This is a genomic window from Roseateles cavernae, from assembly GCF_040187885.1.
Classification (GTDB): domain Bacteria; phylum Pseudomonadota; class Gammaproteobacteria; order Burkholderiales; family Burkholderiaceae_C; genus Roseateles_E; species Roseateles_E cavernae.
On sequence record NZ_JBDPLH010000003.1, the window covers coordinates 483385 to 500415 of the forward strand.

At 62.1% G+C, this 17031-nt stretch carries 15 protein-coding genes; 9 read left to right on the forward strand and 6 right to left on the reverse strand.

Annotation, left to right across the window (positions count from 1 at the left end; genetic code table 11):
- The first annotated feature begins 164 nt into the window (after nt 1-164).
- Nucleotides 165-914, forward strand: coding sequence for a glycosyltransferase (locus ABGI63_RS12865; RefSeq protein WP_349742775.1), 750 nt, complete (start codon nt 165-167; stop codon nt 912-914).
- A gap of 53 nt (nt 915-967) precedes the next feature.
- Here the strand turns inward: ABGI63_RS12865 and ABGI63_RS12870 are convergent, their stop codons facing one another.
- From ABGI63_RS12870 to ABGI63_RS12885, 4 genes are all read right to left on the reverse strand, one after another.
- Nucleotides 968-2983 carry an acyltransferase family protein gene (locus tag ABGI63_RS12870; protein WP_349742776.1) on the reverse strand — a complete coding sequence of 672 codons (2016 nt, stop codon included), beginning with the start codon at nt 2981-2983 and terminating at the stop codon, nt 968-970.
- A 45-nt stretch (nt 2984-3028) separates the two neighbouring features.
- Nucleotides 3029-4474 (reverse strand): hypothetical protein, encoded by a 1446-nt coding sequence (locus tag ABGI63_RS12875; RefSeq protein WP_349742777.1) that lies wholly within the window; start codon nt 4472-4474, stop codon nt 3029-3031.
- A gap of 115 nt (nt 4475-4589) precedes the next feature.
- Nucleotides 4590-5693, reverse strand: a complete 1104-nt coding sequence (locus ABGI63_RS12880; RefSeq protein WP_349742778.1) for a GumC domain-containing protein — start codon at nt 5691-5693, stop codon at nt 4590-4592.
- 31 nt (nt 5694-5724) lie between these two features.
- Nucleotides 5725-7728 carry an SLBB domain-containing protein gene (locus ABGI63_RS12885; RefSeq protein ID WP_349742779.1) on the reverse strand — a complete coding sequence of 668 codons (2004 nt, stop codon included), beginning with the start codon at nt 7726-7728 and terminating at the stop codon, nt 5725-5727.
- Nucleotides 7729-7849: 121 nt separating this feature from the next.
- Between ABGI63_RS12885 and ABGI63_RS12890 the strand changes: the two genes are divergently transcribed.
- Both ABGI63_RS12890 and ABGI63_RS12895 read left to right on the forward strand, forming a co-directional pair.
- Entirely contained in the window at nt 7850-8998 is a 1149-nt protein-coding gene (locus ABGI63_RS12890) for an MraY family glycosyltransferase (protein ID WP_349742780.1), read from the forward strand.
- 27 nt (nt 8999-9025) lie between these two features.
- A complete protein-coding gene (locus ABGI63_RS12895; RefSeq protein WP_349742782.1) occupies nt 9026-10513 on the forward strand; it encodes a DEAD/DEAH box helicase in 1488 nt (495 codons plus the stop codon).
- 4 nt (nt 10514-10517) lie between these two features.
- Here ABGI63_RS12895 and ABGI63_RS12900 read toward each other — a convergent pair whose 3' ends face one another.
- Both ABGI63_RS12900 and ABGI63_RS12905 read right to left on the reverse strand, forming a co-directional pair.
- The gene (locus ABGI63_RS12900) at nt 10518-11291 is read right to left on the reverse strand and encodes an SAM-dependent methyltransferase (protein ID WP_349742783.1); all 774 of its coding nucleotides are present in this window, start codon (nt 11289-11291) and stop codon (nt 10518-10520) included.
- The gene (locus ABGI63_RS12905) at nt 11288-11902 is read right to left on the reverse strand and encodes a Maf family nucleotide pyrophosphatase (RefSeq protein WP_349742784.1); all 615 of its coding nucleotides are present in this window, start codon (nt 11900-11902) and stop codon (nt 11288-11290) included. The genes ABGI63_RS12900 and ABGI63_RS12905 overlap by 4 nt, the downstream gene beginning before the upstream one ends.
- Before the next feature lie 41 nt (nt 11903-11943).
- Here ABGI63_RS12905 and ABGI63_RS12910 point away from each other — a divergent pair, with 41 nt between their 5' ends.
- The 6 genes from ABGI63_RS12910 to fabG all read left to right on the forward strand — a co-directional run bounded on the left by ABGI63_RS12910 (nt 11944) and on the right by fabG (nt 16936).
- Nucleotides 11944-12513 (forward strand): YceD family protein, encoded by a 570-nt coding sequence (locus ABGI63_RS12910; RefSeq protein WP_137943040.1) that lies wholly within the window; start codon nt 11944-11946, stop codon nt 12511-12513.
- 223 nt (nt 12514-12736) lie between these two features.
- On the forward strand, nt 12737-12919 hold the full coding sequence (gene rpmF / locus ABGI63_RS12915) for a 50S ribosomal protein L32 (protein WP_137943039.1): 183 nt from the start codon (nt 12737-12739) through the stop codon (nt 12917-12919).
- A gap of 209 nt (nt 12920-13128) precedes the next feature.
- Complete coding sequence (gene plsX / locus ABGI63_RS12920) at nt 13129-14238, forward strand: phosphate acyltransferase PlsX (protein ID WP_349742785.1); 1110 nt, start codon at nt 13129-13131, stop codon at nt 14236-14238.
- Nucleotides 14235-15230, forward strand: coding sequence for a beta-ketoacyl-ACP synthase III (locus ABGI63_RS12925; RefSeq protein ID WP_349742786.1), 996 nt, complete (start codon nt 14235-14237; stop codon nt 15228-15230). Before plsX ends, ABGI63_RS12925 begins: the two co-directional genes overlap by 4 nt.
- Nucleotides 15231-15252: 22 nt before the next feature.
- Nucleotides 15253-16194 carry an ACP S-malonyltransferase gene (gene fabD / locus ABGI63_RS12930; protein ID WP_349742787.1) on the forward strand — a complete coding sequence of 314 codons (942 nt, stop codon included), beginning with the start codon at nt 15253-15255 and terminating at the stop codon, nt 16192-16194.
- Between the two features lie 4 nt (nt 16195-16198).
- The gene (fabG, locus tag ABGI63_RS12935) at nt 16199-16936 is read left to right on the forward strand and encodes a 3-oxoacyl-ACP reductase FabG (RefSeq protein ID WP_269837841.1); all 738 of its coding nucleotides are present in this window, start codon (nt 16199-16201) and stop codon (nt 16934-16936) included.
- The last annotated feature ends 95 nt before the right edge of the window (nt 16937-17031 follow it).

Sequence of the window (17031 nt, forward strand, 5' to 3'; positions counted from 1 at the left end):
TGTTTGATCAATGTTTAGTGCATTAAGTAATTTCGGTGAGTCATAACCGTGCTTGAATGGTTGCCGCGCTATGACATAGGTGGATTGCTTTCGAAGCAGTTCTTGTCAAGTTTAGCCATCATTAAATTTTTATATTCGACTGTCTACTTGACAGGGGAGCTAGTATGGCAATAGCCGCTATTTCTGTTGTCAGCCACGGTCATGGCGAAATGCTTGACCATGTGTTGAGGGATCTTGAGAATCAGACCGTTCACGATCATTTGCTGGTCATCGTTACGCTCAATCTCGAAGATGAGATCTTCGATCCAAGCCGATATCCGGGTTTGCGGATCTCAGTTATCAAGAATTCCAGCCCGAGAGGGTTTGGGGCGAATCACAATTCGGCGTTCGCGCAGTGCCATACTGAGTGGTTTTTCATCTTGAATCCTGACGTTCGCTTACCTTGCGCCACTGCCATCGCGGACTTGATCCATAAGGCTGGCAATACCGCCGGCCTCATGTCTCCTCGCATCATGAACTCGTCTGGGGGGTGGGAGGATGCGGTGCGCCCTAATCTCAGTCTTTCATCACTGATGGCCCGGGTGCTGGTTGGTCGGCGCGAGTCACTGTTGGCCACGGTGACACGTAAGGGCATGCCATTCTTTTGGGTCGCAGGGATGTTTATGGTCGTGCGCTCCGAGGTTTTCCGGAAGATCGGCGGTTTCGATCATCGCTATTTCCTTTACTGCGAGGATTACGATCTCTGCGCACGGATTTACCTGGCTGGGCATGAGATTATGGTGCGCGATGATGTTCAGGTCATCCACGACGCCCAGCGCGATAGCCATAGATCCAGCAGGCATTTGCGCTGGCATTTGGAGAGTCTGCTTAAGGTCTGGAGTTCCAGCGCCTTTTGGCGCGTGGTCTTCAGTTGAAGGACTTGGCGAGGGTTTTGGTCGTATGGCGGGGCTGCGTCGATGCTTAAGCCTTAGCGACTGCGTAGCGCTTCCATGATGTCCGGCACCACGCGAGCGGCTCCAGCGTCGGATAGGTGATCGTCGTCATAGTAGAGGGGGATCCCATCCTCCTGGACGACACACCTGCCGGGGCGCTCGTGGTTACAGAAATGGTTGGCGGGCTTAACCGCGTGTAACCGCGGGTGGCCAAGCAGTTCGTCAAAGGCAGTGTTGACCAGCCGATTTCGTCGTTGGAAATCTATGTCTGGGAAGGTCAATTCTTGCATCGGTTTGCCGGTAGCCTGGAAGTGTCGATAGTTGAGCGAAGCGATGTTCCATGAGGTTTCCGGAATTGGATAGACCAATACCACGTGGCCGCCTGCTCCTAGCAGTCCTCGTACGGTTTCCTGAAGAGTAATGCGCTTGGCTGCAGCATCCATGCGACGGAGGTTCCCGGATTCCACTGCGTATTCGCGGTAGGTTTCATGCTCTACGCCTCCTTCGCTATTACGGGTCGGCATGTCCTCAATTTCGCCCACTATGGGATAGAGACGGAAAGACCAGCGGCTCGAGACGACCACATCGGCTTGTTGTTTGTGGATGAAGTTGATAAGAGTTTGGAACTGGCGTCCACAGGTCGCCGAGTTGCCGGTTGGGCTGGTAGTGGCCACCACGGATGGCAGCACTTCGCAGCCATCTAGTGCCATCTTTATGCCCCTAATGCTGGAGGTTCTGAACGCACGGTCGAGTTCTGAAGATAGCGCTTGAGCATGGGAATCACCGTAAAGGATGATCGTTCGCTGGGGTGTGCCAGTCTCGCCAAACTCGCAGCCGAGAAGGCCGGGAACCGAGGGCAGCGGTGCTAGGTCGCAGACATCGCCTGCCCTCTCCACCTTCTGGCCGAAGGAATCCCAGTCCAAATTCGGCGGACGCCGAGACTCGAAACCTTGAGTGAGGTGTATCGCCAGGCCCACGATCATCAAGCTCAGTGTGCCTGTTGCAGCGAACGCGAAAACTGTCCGCCTATCAACTCTGCCTTTGTCTCGGAACGGCGCTTCGACAAATCGCCAACTCAGGTACGCAAGAGGCAGAGAGAGCAAGCCGATCACCACAAGCAGTGACCGTGGTGGCTCCCCAGTGCTGTGAATCCTTGCGAAGGCCAGCAGTGGTTGGTGCCATAGGTAAGCGCTGTAACTGATGAGCCCGATCTGGACCGGCCAAGCGTGCCCGAGTAAGCGACTGGTTCTTGTGCCCGGTGCTGCGCAGAGGATGATTAGCAGGGCGCCGACTGTCGGAGGTAGCGCATGACGACCTGGAAACGGAGTATGCGCATCCATCAGGCCAATGCTCGCGCCTATCAGTAACACTCCAAGCGCTGCTCCGGCCTCGTTCCAGGGCGTCTTTACGGGTGTACGGCCACGTAGATGCCAAGCGGCCAACGCACCGACCAGCAATTCCCAGGAGCGCGTTGGTAGTAGGTAAAAAGTCGCTGTAGGTCGATTGGTCGATCCCCAGTCGGCTGCGGCGAAACTGGCTAGTACGGTGACGCCCATTGCCAGGCCTATCCAGCGCCTGCCCGCTCTCCAAAACAACATCAGGACGGGCGGGAAGAAAAGATAGTACTGTTCCTCGACAGCCAGACTCCATGTATGGAGCATTGGTTTTAGTTCCGTGGCGCTGTCAAAGTATCCACTCTGGCGCCAGAAAAAAATGTTGGAGCCGAAAGCTGAGACTGCTAACAGGCTGTCACCGAACTCCTTTAGTTCTTCAGCGGTCATCCACTGCCAAGCGAAGGGCAGCGTGAATACTATCACTAGGAATAACGCCGGAAGAATTCGCCTAGCGCGGCGCTCGTAGAAAGTTAGAATAGAAAAGCTGCCACGTTCCAACTCGGCCAGAATGATTGTGGTGATTAGATATCCGCTGATTACGAAGAAAACATCAACGCCTACAAAGCCTCCGCCAAACCCTTGCAAACCAGCGTGAAACAGAATTACCGGCAACACAGCCAAAGCTCGCAGGCCATCAATTTCGCGTCTGTATTCCATGGGTGACAATGCTTTTCGAGAGGGTTCGGGGGCTGGGGTGCCCCGTCAGGCGATGCGCCGAAGCGAGAATTTTAGGTGTGCCAGCGAGCCCAAACTCAGTATCAGTGTTCCCAAACAGTACAGCCAGGGGCTGACGGCCAAGCTGAACAGTGAAATGCCAAACGTTAGCAAGCCATATGCAGCGATACGGTTGACTGCGGGTCTCACCGGCTTGTGCTGCTCGCGCAGACGCCATAGGCGGAACGCTGCGAAAAGTGTGCATACGAGCATCGTCGAGTATGCCAAACCCGCAATGCCGAAATAGCGCATGCTCGGGTACAAGAGCACTATATTTGCGAGTGCCTGGGCGGTATTTAGGCGCGAATCTACCCTGAGGTCGTTTTGCAGCATGCTCTGTCGTGACAGCACGAAGTTGATGCCATCCGGCAGGTAATTGAGCAGCGTAACGCTCCATAGCAGGGGCGCATACGGGGAGGTCACGAACTCAGGGAGTCGAGACTGCATCGTTGGAAGGGAGCACAGCAACATCAACAGTGATCCACCAGCGTAAACGGTCAAGAATGAGAGCGTGTGCCGGTCGAGCAGGCGGACGGTTTCGCGAGGTGCTTCGGCGGGGTCGGTAAGCCGGGAGGCGCTTAAATTGAAGATGTTTACCGTGACCAGGTTTTGCAGGGCAGTGTAGTAACGGCGGTAGATGTTGAAGATTGCAAACAGTCCCGGCGCAAGAAACGCAGCACCGGCCAGATAGGCGAACTTGTTGAACTGTTGCAGCAAATTGGAGGGTATATAGGGCGCAGCCATCGCCAGTACGCCGGACAGGCCGTTTTCGTTTTCGCTCTGGCGGTCTGCCGCTTCCGCAACCTTGTTTTTATTGGATGCGCTCCCGCCCTTTGGGACGGCCCGCGGCCAAAAACAGATAAGGAGTTTCGGCAAAGTGCCAAGTACTTTGCCGACCGCGAATGCAAGCGCCATCGACTCGACAGGCAATTGCTCCGGTACTGCCATCCATGCGCAAGTTGCGGCCGCACTGATGAAATTGCCGAAATGGTTCTGAGCAAACAGCCGTCTATGCACCAGCACAGAAGATGCAATCGCATCAAGCCAGGTAAATAGACAGAAGACACCCACTGAGAGTTCTAGAAGGCCGAGGCCTGTGACCCTGACCGGGGCCTCTGGGTTGACGAAGAAGTGCGCGATCAGCGGGAAGAAAGCGGTCCACAGGCACAAACTGATCGCGGTGGCGGCGCCCCCAATGAGGAGGGCGGAGCGAACTGGGTGCGGGTTGTCTGCTCGGCTACGCATCGCAGCGATGCAGATAGGGCCAATCTGGGAAACGAAGAGTAGCTTTAGGATGGACTCGGTGGCATCGCGGTAAACGAAGTAGACGTCCAGTGCGTGAAGGTCAACCTTTGATGCAGCTAAGGTCAGCGCAATCAGGTTCAGTGCGGAGGCGCTGGCACTCCCCGCCATCATCGCCAACAGCTTTTTCATACGCGTGGTTCAAATGGCGCTTGGGTTTGATGTGGTGGGTCGTGATTGAGGGAGGGGCGTCCGAAACTGCGTTGAAACTAGCGCGCTGCGACGCACAACTCTGCGGCATTGAGGATCAAGCCTGAGTTGCATTGACGTCACGCCGGCGCCGCATGTGCAGATGGATAACGATGGTTGAAGAAAGCAGCAGCACGAGCAGGCCCACCGAACCTGCAATGGTTAGCCGGCGAGGCTTGGCTCGGCGCACAGGCGCTTCGGCCGGGTCCAGTACCTGCACCAGGGTGCCTTCTTTCGCCTCGTCGAGGCGAGCGAGTTCAAACTGCTTTGCGTAGATCTCGAACATCGTCTCGTTGTATTTGTACTCGCGATAAGCATCGACAAAAGAAGACTTCGGGTTGTTTGTCGGGGCTTCCACGCGGCTGACTTGGGCGCGCAGGTTAGCAATTACTGATTGCTGCCCGAGTACTTCCGGCGAATTGTCAGCTCGGCCACTTTTCAATAACGCTAGCCGGACCTCGGCGGTGGAGAGCTCTGCTTGTAGCTTCGCGTAGGTGTCTGCGGCCGCCTTGGGCTCCGCTTTAAGTTCGGCGGAGTTGAATCCGGTGGCGATCAACACCCTCTGTGCATCTGCAAGCTTTGCTTTCGCATCGACCAACTGCTTTTCGAAGAACATGCGACGCTGCTGTGCTTCTGTGAGAGCGAGGGTGTTCAAAAGGGATTTGAGTTCTTCGATGTGTGCGTTTGCAATGTCTGCAGCGCGTTGTGGGTCAGTATCTTCGGCCTCGATAAAGATCAGGTTGTCCTTCTTGCCTGTACTGAGGCGCACATTTGTCCCCAGAGCGACCCGCGCATCAGCCGGATGCTCGGCCTTGTAGACATCCTGGAGATCGAAACGTTTGATGACGCCATCCCTTACCACGGCACTTTGCATCAACGATACGTATTGATCGCTGGGGGTTTTGAGGCCTGCTGCAGCGCCAGCCAAACCACCCAGACTTCCCAGCGATGAGGCCAGGGCTGCCGCTGCTGAGCTTTGTTGCTGCTGTGGAGTGATGAAACTAGCGGTAGCGATAAATGTGGGGGTTATCAGAAAAGTACCAAACCAAGTGGCTGCACCGGCCAAGACGGCTGCGCCGACCGCCATCTTCCAGTTGGTCTTCAAAGCAGCGGCGAGGTCAGAGAACCGCAGTTCACCGGCGTCCATGGAGTCTGTTTTCATTGTGTGTGAAATTCAATGGGGAGTCCGGCAATCAGTTGTTCCGCAATGTTTGCAGCGCGGCTGCACCCAGGCCGAATTGATACAGGATCTGTGTCCATTCCTTCGCTTCTTGCACAAAGGTCGTCTTGTTCAACTCCTCAGGCACGAACACAGTGTCACCGGGCACTGCTGGGAGGGTGCTGAGTGCTGTGTTGAAGCTCACCCAACCGCTCTTAGACTGTCGAGCACTGACGACGGTGCCGTTGGCTCGCAGCACGAAGACGCTGTTGGTGTCGGCGCCTCTCGTGGGGCCACCCGCTAGACGAACGATGTCATCCACAGAGCTGCCGTCCTTGAGCAAGTAGCTGCCGCCGTTGAAGACACTGCCGAACACGCCCACTGTGTTGGGTCGAGCCGGGATAAGCAGGCGATCAGCCTCTTCGACGGCAAGGTCCGGCAGAGATGTGGCTGCAGTGTCCAGTTGCAGCACGATCCGACCTGTCGGCTTGACTGCGCGCAGGCGCTCGATCAGACGGATGGAGCCACTGGCTCGCGTGGCCTGTGCGGTCGCCTCATCTGCTGTCAGGGCTTTCTGCGTCGATCCGCTACGTGTGAACTCGGTTTCCAGGTCTCGCAATGCCCGCTCGTAATTCTCTTGTTGCGTCAGGCGTACGCTCTCTCGTGTGAATTCGGTGCCGAATACATAAGCCTGAGGCGTCAGACCACCGGCGGCCTTGATTAGATCATTGATGGTGCTGCTGGGCGGCAATACGTACTCGCCAGGGCGGGCGACTTCACCCTCGATGCGAACGCGCTTGAACTGCTTGTACTGCGGCAGTGTCGTGTTGACGCTGCTGAAGATGCGCAACACGTCGCCGTTGCTCAGTCGCTGGCCAGACTCAGCGGGCAAGCCCAACTCGACGACGCGGCGGTCATTGCGCTCGCTCAAGCGCTCCAGCGTCACGCGTGAGCGGTCAGCCACGGGATTGAAGCCACCGGCCATTGCCAGCACGTCGGCAATGGTTTCGTTGGGCTTGAGTTCGGCGATCACCGATTTGTTGACGCTGCCGAGGATGGCCACTTGGGCGCCGACGGGGCCGATATGCACAACATCCTCGGCTTGCAAGGGGATGTCGGCGGACTTGTTGCCCTTGAGCAGCAGGTCGTACATATCGAACTGCGAGACGGTCTTGTTGGCGCGGCGCAGTTCGATCTGCCGGAAGCTGCCAGCTGCCGAGGGGCCGCCGGCCTTCATCAGCGCGCTGACCAGGGTGGACAGGCTGCTGACGGTGTAGGCGCCCGGGCGTGGCGTGAAGCCAGTGACATAGACACGGATGCCGCGCAGGCGGCCCAGAGAGGCGCTGACCTGGAAATTGCGGAAGACCTGACCGACCCGGCTGCTGATCACGCTGTTGAGATCGGCGTAGCGGATGCCGGCGACCAGGATGGGGCCGACGCGTGGGATCACGATGCGCCCACCGCGATCCACCGTCAGGCGCAGGTCGGCGTCCACCGATCCCCAGATCGAGACTTGCAGTTCGTCGCCGACGCCAATCTGGTAGTCGGGCGGGATCTGCCGCGAGCTATCCGTGCCTGGCAAGCTCGGGTCCTCCGCGCTGAACTCGCCGTTGGTCTCGCTCATCAACTCGGCACCGAGTCGATGGATTAGCAGTTCCTTTTCCTCGGGTTCCTGGCCTGGCATTGGTAGAGGGGCGGGCTCCCAACCCAGCAGACGATTGACGTACAACTCGAATTCGCCTGGCTTGTAGCGGCGGGTGCTGCGCTCCTTGAGCGCCGAGTTCTGTCGACTCCTGTTGCTTGCATTGTTTGCATTGCCGGAGTTGCTGTTGTCGCCTTGTGTTCGTGATGTCGTCAGACGTACAGGGCCGCCGGCATCGGACGCGTCGTTCCTATCGTTGACCTCGGCCGCATGGGCGGAGGCCATGGCCAATCCGCCCAGCACAGCGATCAAAAGGGCGCGCACTTGCGGCTTGGGGGCGTTCGTTGTGAGCTTCATCGAGTGGGCTGTGGTGGCGCTAGGGGCGCGATCATTCATAAACTGTCTCCAGGCCAGGGCTAGATGCTGGCAGGCGAGGCCGTCGGCGCGCCATTCTAAGGGTGTCGCATTGAGTGCTCGGGCGGCTGGTGACTGTGGCGCCCTGGTTACACTGCCGCGCATGTCGTATTTACTGATTCCGTTCTTCGTGGCGACCATCGTGACCTTGTTCATCGTCCGGTCGTCGGCCACGCATGGGCATATTTCGGCGGACGATGATCTGTCGGGCCCGCAGAAGTTTCATGCCCGCCCTGTGCCTCGGATCGGTGGCGTTGGCATCTTTGTCGGCATGGCGGCCTGCGTCGCGGTCATGTGGGCGATGGATCATGCCTATGCCCGTTTGGGTCTGCTGCTGCTGCTGTGCGGCTTGCCTGCATTTCTGGCCGGCTTGGTCGAGGATCTGACGAAGCAGGTGTCGCCGGGCAAGCGGCTTGCTGCGACCGCTGTATCGGCGGCCCTGGGGGGCTGGTTGCTGCAGGCTTTGATCACACGCACCGGCCTTCCGGGGCTTGATTGGGTTGTGGCCACGTCTGTCGGCGCGATGATCGTGACCGTTTTCACGGTGGCCGGCGTTGCGAACTCGGTGAATATCATCGATGGCTTCAATGGCCTGTCGTCGATGTGCGTCAGTCTGATGCTCTTGTGTTTTGCCTATGTGGCCTATCAGGTCGGTGATGCCGAGTTGGCCATGTGGGCGCTGGCCGGCGTGGGGGCAGTCCTGGGGTTCTTCGTCTGGAACTATCCGGCCGGGTTGATCTTTCTCGGCGATGGCGGAGCCTATTTCATGGGTTTCTTGCTGGCCGAGTTGGGCATTCTGCTGGTGGCACGCCATCCCGAGGTGTCGCCGCTGTTTGCCTTGATGGTGTGCATTTATCCGGTGTTCGAGACTTTGTTCTCGATCTACCGGCGCCGGGTTCTGCGTGCCACGCCGCCGGGCCTGCCGGATGGCATCCATCTGCACTCCTTGGTCTATCGCCGGCTGATGCGCTGGGCGGTGGGTGTGAAGGATGCCAGCGCGATGACCCGGCGCAATTCGATGACTGCGCCCTATCTGTGGATGCTTTGCGTGGCCTCGCTGGTTCCGGCTCTGCTGTTCTGGGATTCGACACCGGCGCTCGCGGTATGCCTAGTGCTTTTTGGCGTCACTTATGTGGGCTTGTACTGGCGCATCGTTCGTTTTCGTACCCCGCGTTGGCTGGTCCTGCGAGGGGAGGGGCGGCACAAGGCGCGGGGGCGTGACGCACCCCCCGCCAAGGGCAAACCCGACTGACGATCGCGCATGGCGGATAATCAGGGGATGAATGACACCCAAATCCCCGAAGTTGCTCCCGAACCTATTCCGGCGCGCTTCGACACCCTTCCCCTGGATCCCAAGCTCCTGCGCGCTGTCGCCGACTCCGGCTACACCAGCATGACACCGATCCAGGCCAAGGCGATTCCCATCGTTTTGGAGGGCAGGGACGTGATGGGCGCGGCCCAGACCGGTACCGGCAAGACGGCTGCGTTCTCGATTCCGCTGCTGCAGCGCATGCTCAAGCACGAGAACGCCAGTGCCTCGCCCGCTCGCCATCCGGTGCGTGCACTGGTGCTGGCGCCGACGCGCGAACTGGCCGACCAAGTGGCCAACAATGTCAAAGCCTACTCCAAGCACACCAATCTGCGTACGGCGGTGGTGTTTGGCGGCATCGACATGAAGCCGCAGACGCTGCAGCTCAAGGCCGGGGTCGAGGTGCTGATCGCAACGCCGGGGCGTCTGCTGGACCACATCGAGGCCAAGAACTGCGTGCTCAACCAGGTCGAGTATGTGGTGCTGGACGAGGCCGATCGCATGCTGGACATTGGTTTCCTGCCGGATCTGCAGCGCATCCTGAGTTTCCTGCCCAAGACCCGCCAGACCCTGCTGTTCTCGGCCACCTTCTCGCCCGAGATCAAGCGCCTGGCCGAGAGTTATCTGCAGTCGCCGATCCTGGTTGAGGTGGCGCGCCCGAATGCGACCGCCACCAATGTCGAGCAGCTGTTCTACAGCGTGGCCGACGAGGACAAGCGAGCGGCGGTGCTGAAGGTGCTGAAGGATCGCGAGATCCGCCAGGCGATCGTCTTTGTGAACTCCAAGCTTGGCTGCGCCCGTCTGGCGCGCTCCTTCGAGCGCGATGGCCTGCGCACCAATGCCCTGCATGGCGACAAGTCGCAGGACGAGCGACTGAAGGCGCTGGACGCGTTCAAGCGCGGCGAGGTCGATGTGCTGGTGTGCACCGATGTTGCGGCACGCGGCCTGGACATCGCCGACCTGCCGGCGGTGTTCAACTTCGATGTGCCCTTCAATGCCGAGGACTATGTGCACCGCATCGGCCGCACCGGTCGTGCGGGCGCCTCGGGCATTGCGGTGACCTTGGTCAACAAGTCCGATGCCCGTCTGGTGGCCGACATCGAGAAGCTGATCAAACGCAAGATCGACCTGGACGCGATTGAGCTGGAAGAGGAGCGGCCGCGCCGCCATGTGCGTACCGAGCGGCCCGAGCGCAGCGAGCGCGATGATCGCCCGGCCGCACCTCGCTCGGACTATGCTGCAGCGCCTCGCGCTGCGCACCGCCCGTCTTCGCGCGATCCCTTCTTCGACAAGCCTTACGAGCCCAGCGCCAGCAGCGAGTCGCCGTCCTGGGAGAAGACCACGCCCGCCGCGGGTATGGGTGGCGGCAAGGGCTTGTCGCCCTATATCAAGCCGAAGAAGCGGGTCGCCGCGCTGTTCGGTGCCAAGCCGGCGCAGCCGGCCACCGCCGACTCCTGAGCCCTCAGCCGGCCAGCAAGGCAAACACGGCCGGCACCTTGTCCGGCAGGCTCTGCGGCTTGGCCCGCCATTGCGCCACCGTGGCGCTGCGGGTCCAGCCTTGGACCAGGCTCAGGCCGCAGCTGACCGACAGCCGTGTTTGCGGCTTCAGCTGGGTCAGCAGGGCTTGCAGCAGGGCCTCGTTGCGGTAGGGTGTCTCGATCATCAGCTGTGTTTGCTGCTGACGCAGCGACAGCGCCTCCAGCTCGCGGATCCGCGCGCTGCGCGCTGCCGCGTCGACCGGCAGATAGCCGACGAAGGCGAAACTCTGGCCATTCAGCCCACTGGCCGCCAGCGCCAGCAGCAGCGAGCTCGGGCCGCTCAGTGGCACCACCTCAATGCCTTCGGCATGGGCGGCCGCCACCAGATGGGCGCCGGGGTCAGCGATCGCCGGCAGGCCGGCTTCGGAGATCAGGCCGACATCATGGCCGGCGTGTGCCGGCGCCAGCAACTCGCTCCAGGCCTTGCTTTGGTCGCCGGCGGTTTTTCCGGTCGCCTGCCCTTTGGGCGGGCGCGGCAGCTCGGTGATCTGCAGACTCTGCAAGGGCTGAGTCAACGGTGTGACGGCATCCACCCGCTTCAGGAAGGCGCGGGTGGTCTTGGCGTTCTCCGCCGCCCAATAGCCCAGCCGCGCTGCGATCTGAATGGCATGCAGCGGCAGCACCGCCTGGAGATCGACCTCTGCGTCGGCGACGCCGAAGTCCAGGGTGTTGGGCACCAGATAGAGTTTGCCGCTCATGCCGAGGCTCCGGTCAGCAGCTCGATGCCGGCCTGGCGCAAAAGCCGGCAGGTGCGTATCAAGGGCAGGCCGATCAGGGCTGTCGGGTCGTCGGACTCGATGCTGCTCAGCAGCGCGATGCCCAGGCCCTCGGCCTTGGCGCTGCCGGCGCAGTCATAGGGTTGTTCGGCGCGCAGATAGTTCTCGATCTCTGCGGCGCCGAGTGTGCGAAAGCGTACCCGCACCGGGGCCAGGTCTTGCGCGGTGAAATCCTGCGCGGCGCAGACCACGGCCAGCGCCGTGTGAAAAACCACCGGCTGGCCACTCATGGCGTGCAACTGATCCCGCGCGCGCTCATGGGTGCCGGGCTTGCCCAGGGCCTGGCCGTGCAGATCGGCCACCTGATCGGAGCCGATCACGATGGCCTCGGGGTATTGCCTGGCCACGGCCTGCGCCTTGGCCAAGGCCAGTCGCGTTGCCAGCGCTGCCGGCGCTTCGCCGGGCAAAGCCGTCTCATCGATGTCGGGGCTGGCGACGTCAAACGGAATGCGCAGGCGGCGCAGCAGTTCCTGGCGATAGGGGGAGCTGGAGCCGAGAATCAGTCGGCGCTCGTGGGTGTCTGGGATGGGCATGGTCGCGATTTTCCCATTGCCGCGCCTCGTACACTTGCGCCATGACTATCCGTTCCAGCTCCAAGCCCGCGCGCGAACTCGATCCGCGCAAACTGGATGTCGCCGCTTTTGCGCGCGACGCCGCCAGCCTGCAGGGGCAATGGCCGGCTGCCGAGCTCATTCGGCTGGCCGATGCCGCCGCGCCCGAGGCGCCGGCCAGCGGCTGGCCGGACGTGCAATGGTCGGCGCGCGGCGAGCAGCGCAAGCCGCGCGGCAGCGAGCCGCAGACCTGGCTGCACCTGGAGGCTTCGGCGAACACGGCGCTGACTTGCCAGCGCTGCTTGCAGCCGGTTCATGAGGCCATCCAGTTCGAGCGTTGGTTCCGCTTCGCGCGTGATGAGAGCGAAGCCGCCAGCCTGGATGCAGAGAGCGAGGAGGATGTGCTGGCCTTGCCGCGCAGCCTGGATCTGCGTGAGCTGGTCGAGGATGAGCTCCTGCTGGATTTGCCACTTGTCCCCCGTCACGAGGTCTGCCCGCAGGCGCTCCCCTTGCCGTCGGATGATGCCGAGCATGCGGAGCAAGAGGAGCGGCCGAATCCGTTTGCCGTGCTGGCGGCACTGAAGAAGAAGTGATGGCTAAGCAGCGCTTGGGAGAAATCTCTGGTGCGTGCTAGAATCGCGGGCTTTCCCGGTTCAGGGGTCATTTGCGCATGGCAGGGGCCTGTGCTTGGCGCGTGGTGCGCATGACAAGAACGAACCGGGGCATCGGAAGTGAGCGGAAGCTGGGCAGCGGTAAGCAGGCTTGAACAAGTCTGGCCTGCAAGCCTTCCATCACCGCAGCTCTAGGAGAATTTTCATGGCCGTTCAGCAAAACAAGAAGTCGCCTTCCAAGCGTGGCATGCACCGCTCGCACAATGCTCTGGTCAATCCGGGCACCGCGATCGAGCCGACCACCGGCGAAGTGCATCTGCGTCACCACATCAGCCCGACCGGCTTCTACCGTGGCCGCAAGGTCCTGAAGACCAAGGCTGACGCCTAAATCGGCTTGTGCCGCCGGCCCTGAGCCGCGGCGCCCGAACAGGTGATAAGCGCAAAACCCGGCCTGTTCCGTGCAGTGCCGGGTTTTGGTGTTGGTGTGTGGCTTTGTCGTCCCGGGTGCACCCGCTTGTCCGCAGGCCTGGGCTCGCGTAAGGTCCGCACATTCGCAGCAAGGGCCTGAGGCCTGCTGTCATACCTCCTCCTGCCTCGATGTTCCCAATTGATTCAAGCGCTGGTGCGCCCCTTCGCCTGGCCGTCGACTGCATGGGCGGCGACCATGGCCCTTCGGTGACGCTGCCGGCTTGCCGGGCGTTTCTGGACAAGCATCCCGAGGCCGAGTTGCTGCTGGTCGGGCGCCCCGAGGCGCTGGCCGCTGCCGCGCAATGGCCGCGCTGTCATCTGGTGGCCGCCAGCGAGGTGGTCAGCATGGACGATCCTGTCGAAGTGGCCTTGCGCCGCAAGAAGGATTCGTCGATGCGTGTGGCGATCAACCAGCTCAAGGCTGTTGACGGCGCCGCGCCGCGAGCCCAGGCCTGCGTTTCGGCCGGCAATACCGGCGCCTTGATGGCGGTGGCCCGCTATCTGCTGAAGACGCTGGAGGGCATCGACCGCCCGGCCATCGCCACCGTGATGCCCAACCAGACCGGTCGCTACACGACCGTGCTGGACCTGGGGGCCAATGTCGATTGCACGGCCGAGCACCTGCTGCAGTTCGCGGTGATGGGCTCGGCCCTGGTGGCGGCGGTCGAGGGTCGCGAAGAGCCGACCGTGGGCCTGCTCAATATCGGCGAAGAGGTGATCAAGGGCAGCGAGACGATCAAGCGCGCCGGCGAGTTGCTGCGTCAGGCCGATGCCGCCGGGCAGCTGAACTTCTACGGCAATGTCGAAGGCAATGACATCTTCAAGGGTACGACCGATCTGGTGGTCTGCGACGGCTTTGTCGGCAATGTCGCGCTGAAGACGGCCGAGGGTCTGGCGACCATGATCTCGACCATCATCAAGGAAGAGTTTGGCCGCAATTGGCTGACGAAGGCGGCTGCAGTGCTGGCGATGCCGGTGCTCAAGCGCTTCAAGGGCCGCGTCGATCATCGCCGCTTCAACGGCGCGGCGCTGCTGGGCCTGCGCGGCCTGGTGTTCAAGAGCCATGGTTCGGCCGATGCCTACGCCTTCGAGCAGGCCTTGAACCGGGCGTATGATGCCGCCCGCAACCGGTTGTTGGACCGGGTTCATGATCGCATCATCGCCACGCTGCAGGCCATGCCGGCCGCTGCCCAGGGCGATGCAGGAGACAAGGTGGCCGACGCCGCCCAAGCCGCATGACAACTCCCTCATCGAAGCCAAGATTTGCCCGCATTCTCGGCACGGGCAGCTATCTGCCCCCGAAGCGTCTGTCTAATGCCGATCTGGCGGCCCAGCTGGCACGCGACGGCATCGAGACTTCCAATGAATGGATCGTCGAACGCACCGGCATCCATGCGCGGCACTTTGCCGACGACGGTGTGGCGGCCAGCGACCTGGCCCTGCCGGCCGCCCGTGCGGCGCTGGAGTCGGCCGGTGTGGCTGCCGACGAGATCGACCTGATCATCGTCGCGACCTCGACGCCGGACATGGTATTCCCGTCCACCGCCGCCCTGCTGCAGCACAAGCTGGGTGTGGCCGGCTGCGCCGCTTTCGATGTGCAGGCCGTCTGCTCGGGCTTTGTCTATGCGCTGACGGTGGCCGACTCGATGATCAAGACCGGTGCTGCAGCCAAGGCCCTGGTCATCGGCGCCGAGGTGTTCTCGCGCATCCTCGATTTCAAGGACCGCACGACCTGCGTGCTGTTTGGCGACGGCGCGGGTGCCGTGGTGCTGGGCGCCAGCGACGAGCCGGGCATCCTGGCGTCGGAGCTGCACGCCGATGGCCGCCATGCCGGCATCCTGTGCGTGCCGGGCACCGTGGCCGGTGGCCAGGTGCTGGGCGATCCGCTGCTGAAGATGGACGGCCAGGCGGTGTTCAAGCTGGCCGTGGGCGTGTTGGAGAAGGTGGCGCGCTCGGTGCTGGAGAAGGCCGGCCGCAGCGAGGCCGACATCGATTGGCTGATCCCGCACCAGGCCAATATCCGCATCATGCAGGGCACGGCCAAGAAGCTGAAGATGCCGCTGGACAAGCTGATCGTCACCGTCGACGAGCACGGCAACACCTCGGCCGCCTCGATTCCGCTGGCGCTCGATGTGGCGGTGCGCGGTGGCAAGGTCAAACGCGGCGACACCGTGATGCTGGAAGGTGTGGGCGGCGGCTTCACCTGGGGCGCGGTGCTGCTGGATTTCTGACGAGAGAAGAAACAAGACTGCTATGAGCGCAAAGTTTGCATTCGTGTTCCCGGGCCAGGGCTCGCAAGCCGTCGGCATGCTGGACGCCTGGGGTGACCATCCTGAGGTGCTTCGCACGCTGGCCGAGGCTTCGGCTGCGCTGGGCGAGGACATCGGCGCCCTGATCAAGGCCGGCCCGAAGGAACAGCTGGACCTGACGACCAACACCCAGCCGGTGATGTTGACCGCCGGCATTGCCTGCTACCGCGCCTGGATTGCCGAGACCGGCCTGCTGCCCGCCGCGGCCGCCGGGCATTCGCTGGGCGAGTACACCGCCCTGGTGGCCTCCGGTGCCCTGAGTCTGGCCGATGCGCTGCCGCTGGTGCGCTTCCGTGCCCGGGCCATGCAGGAAGCCGTGCCGGTGGGCGTCGGCGCGATGTACGCCATCCTGGGCCTGGACGGCGAGGCCGTGCGCGCCGGCTGCCTGCAGGTGGCGGCCGAGACCGGCGAGGTGATCGAGGCGGTGAACTTCAACGACCCCAAGCAAACGGTGATTGCCGGCAGCAAGGCCGGTGCCGAGAAGGCCGCCGAGGCGCTGAAGGCGCTGGGGGCCAAGCGCGCGCTGCCGCTGCCGGTGTCGGCACCCTTCCACTCCAGCCTGATGAAGCCGGCGGCCGAGCGCCTGCGCGAGCAGCTGGCCGCAGTGAATTTCTTGCCCCAAGCCTTCCCGGTGATCAACAACATCGATGTGGCCGTCACCGACAGCGCCGATGCGCTGCGTGATGCGCTGTACCGCCAGGCCTTCGGCCCGGTGCGCTGGGTCGAGGTGGTGCAGGCGCTGAAGGCGCGCGGCCTGAACACCCTGATCGAATGCGGCCCCGGCAAGGTGCTGGCCGGCATGGCCAAGCGTATCGATGCCGACATCATCAGCACCACGGTGCTGGACCCGGCCTCGCTGGCCGAAGCCAAGAATCTGCTGTCCTGAACCCATGAGCGATACCCGACAAACAGCCCTGGTCACCGGCGCCAGCCGCGGCATCGGCCGCGCGATTGCGCTGCATCTGGCGAGCCAAGGCTTCACCGTGATCGGCACGGCCACCAGCGAAGCCGGCGCCGCCGCCATCGGCGAAGCCCTGGCGCCGCTGGGCGGTCGCGGCCTGGTGCTGAACGTCAATGATGCGGCCGCCTGCGAGGCGGCGGTCGATGCCATCGTCAAGACCGATGGTGGCCTGCAGGTGCTGGTCAACAATGCCGGCATCACCCGCGACACCTTGTCCATGCGCATGAAGGACGAGGACTGGGACGCGGTGCTGGACACCAACTTGAAAGCCGTGTTCCGCATGAGCCGCGCGGTGATGCGCACCATGATGAAGCAGCGCTATGGCCGCATCATCAACATCACCTCGGTGGTCGGCGCATCCGGCAATGCCGGCCAGGCCAATTACGCGGCGGCCAAGGCCGGCGTTGCGGGCATGACCCGTTCGCTGGCCCGCGAACTGGGCAGCCGTGGCATCACCGTCAACTGCGTGGCGCCCGGTTTCATCGCCACCGACATGACCGAAGTCCTGCCCGAGGCACAGAAAGCCGCGCTGCTGGCGCAGATCCCGGTGGGGCGCCTGGGCGCACCCGAGGAGATCGCCGCCGCCGTCGCATTTCTGGCCTCGGCCCAAGCCGCCTACATTACCGGCAGCGAACTGCATGTCAACGGAGGCATGTTCATGAATTGAGGTGGGTGTTTCAGACACCCACCCACCGGATTTGCCCGGCCGGTGAAGGACCGCTGGACGTGATGTCTTGCCTTGACTTAGGCGCGTCACCCTAG

Excerpts from the sequence above, each read along its gene's own strand:
- ABGI63_RS12865 (WP_349742775.1), top strand. The coding sequence starts at position 165 with ATGGCAATAGCCGCTATTTCTGTTGTCAGCCACGGTCATGGCGAAATG.
- ABGI63_RS12870 (WP_349742776.1), bottom strand. The coding sequence starts at position 2,983 with ATGGAATACAGACGCGAAATTGATGGCCTGCGAGCTTTGGCTGTGTTG.
- ABGI63_RS12875 (WP_349742777.1), bottom strand. The coding sequence starts at position 4,474 with ATGAAAAAGCTGTTGGCGATGATGGCGGGGAGTGCCAGCGCCTCCGCA.
- ABGI63_RS12880 (WP_349742778.1), bottom strand. The coding sequence starts at position 5,693 with ATGAAAACAGACTCCATGGACGCCGGTGAACTGCGGTTCTCTGACCTC.
- ABGI63_RS12885 (WP_349742779.1), bottom strand. The coding sequence starts at position 7,728 with ATGAATGATCGCGCCCCTAGCGCCACCACAGCCCACTCGATGAAGCTC.
- ABGI63_RS12890 (WP_349742780.1), top strand. The coding sequence starts at position 7,850 with ATGTCGTATTTACTGATTCCGTTCTTCGTGGCGACCATCGTGACCTTG.
- ABGI63_RS12895 (WP_349742782.1), top strand. The coding sequence starts at position 9,026 with ATGAATGACACCCAAATCCCCGAAGTTGCTCCCGAACCTATTCCGGCG.
- ABGI63_RS12900 (WP_349742783.1), bottom strand. The coding sequence starts at position 11,291 with ATGAGCGGCAAACTCTATCTGGTGCCCAACACCCTGGACTTCGGCGTC.
- ABGI63_RS12905 (WP_349742784.1), bottom strand. The coding sequence starts at position 11,902 with ATGCCCATCCCAGACACCCACGAGCGCCGACTGATTCTCGGCTCCAGC.
- ABGI63_RS12910 (WP_137943040.1), top strand. The coding sequence starts at position 11,944 with ATGACTATCCGTTCCAGCTCCAAGCCCGCGCGCGAACTCGATCCGCGC.
- rpmF (WP_137943039.1), top strand. The coding sequence starts at position 12,737 with ATGGCCGTTCAGCAAAACAAGAAGTCGCCTTCCAAGCGTGGCATGCAC.
- plsX (WP_349742785.1), top strand. The coding sequence starts at position 13,129 with ATGTTCCCAATTGATTCAAGCGCTGGTGCGCCCCTTCGCCTGGCCGTC.
- ABGI63_RS12925 (WP_349742786.1), top strand. The coding sequence starts at position 14,235 with ATGACAACTCCCTCATCGAAGCCAAGATTTGCCCGCATTCTCGGCACG.
- fabD (WP_349742787.1), top strand. The coding sequence starts at position 15,253 with ATGAGCGCAAAGTTTGCATTCGTGTTCCCGGGCCAGGGCTCGCAAGCC.
- fabG (WP_269837841.1), top strand. The coding sequence starts at position 16,199 with ATGAGCGATACCCGACAAACAGCCCTGGTCACCGGCGCCAGCCGCGGC.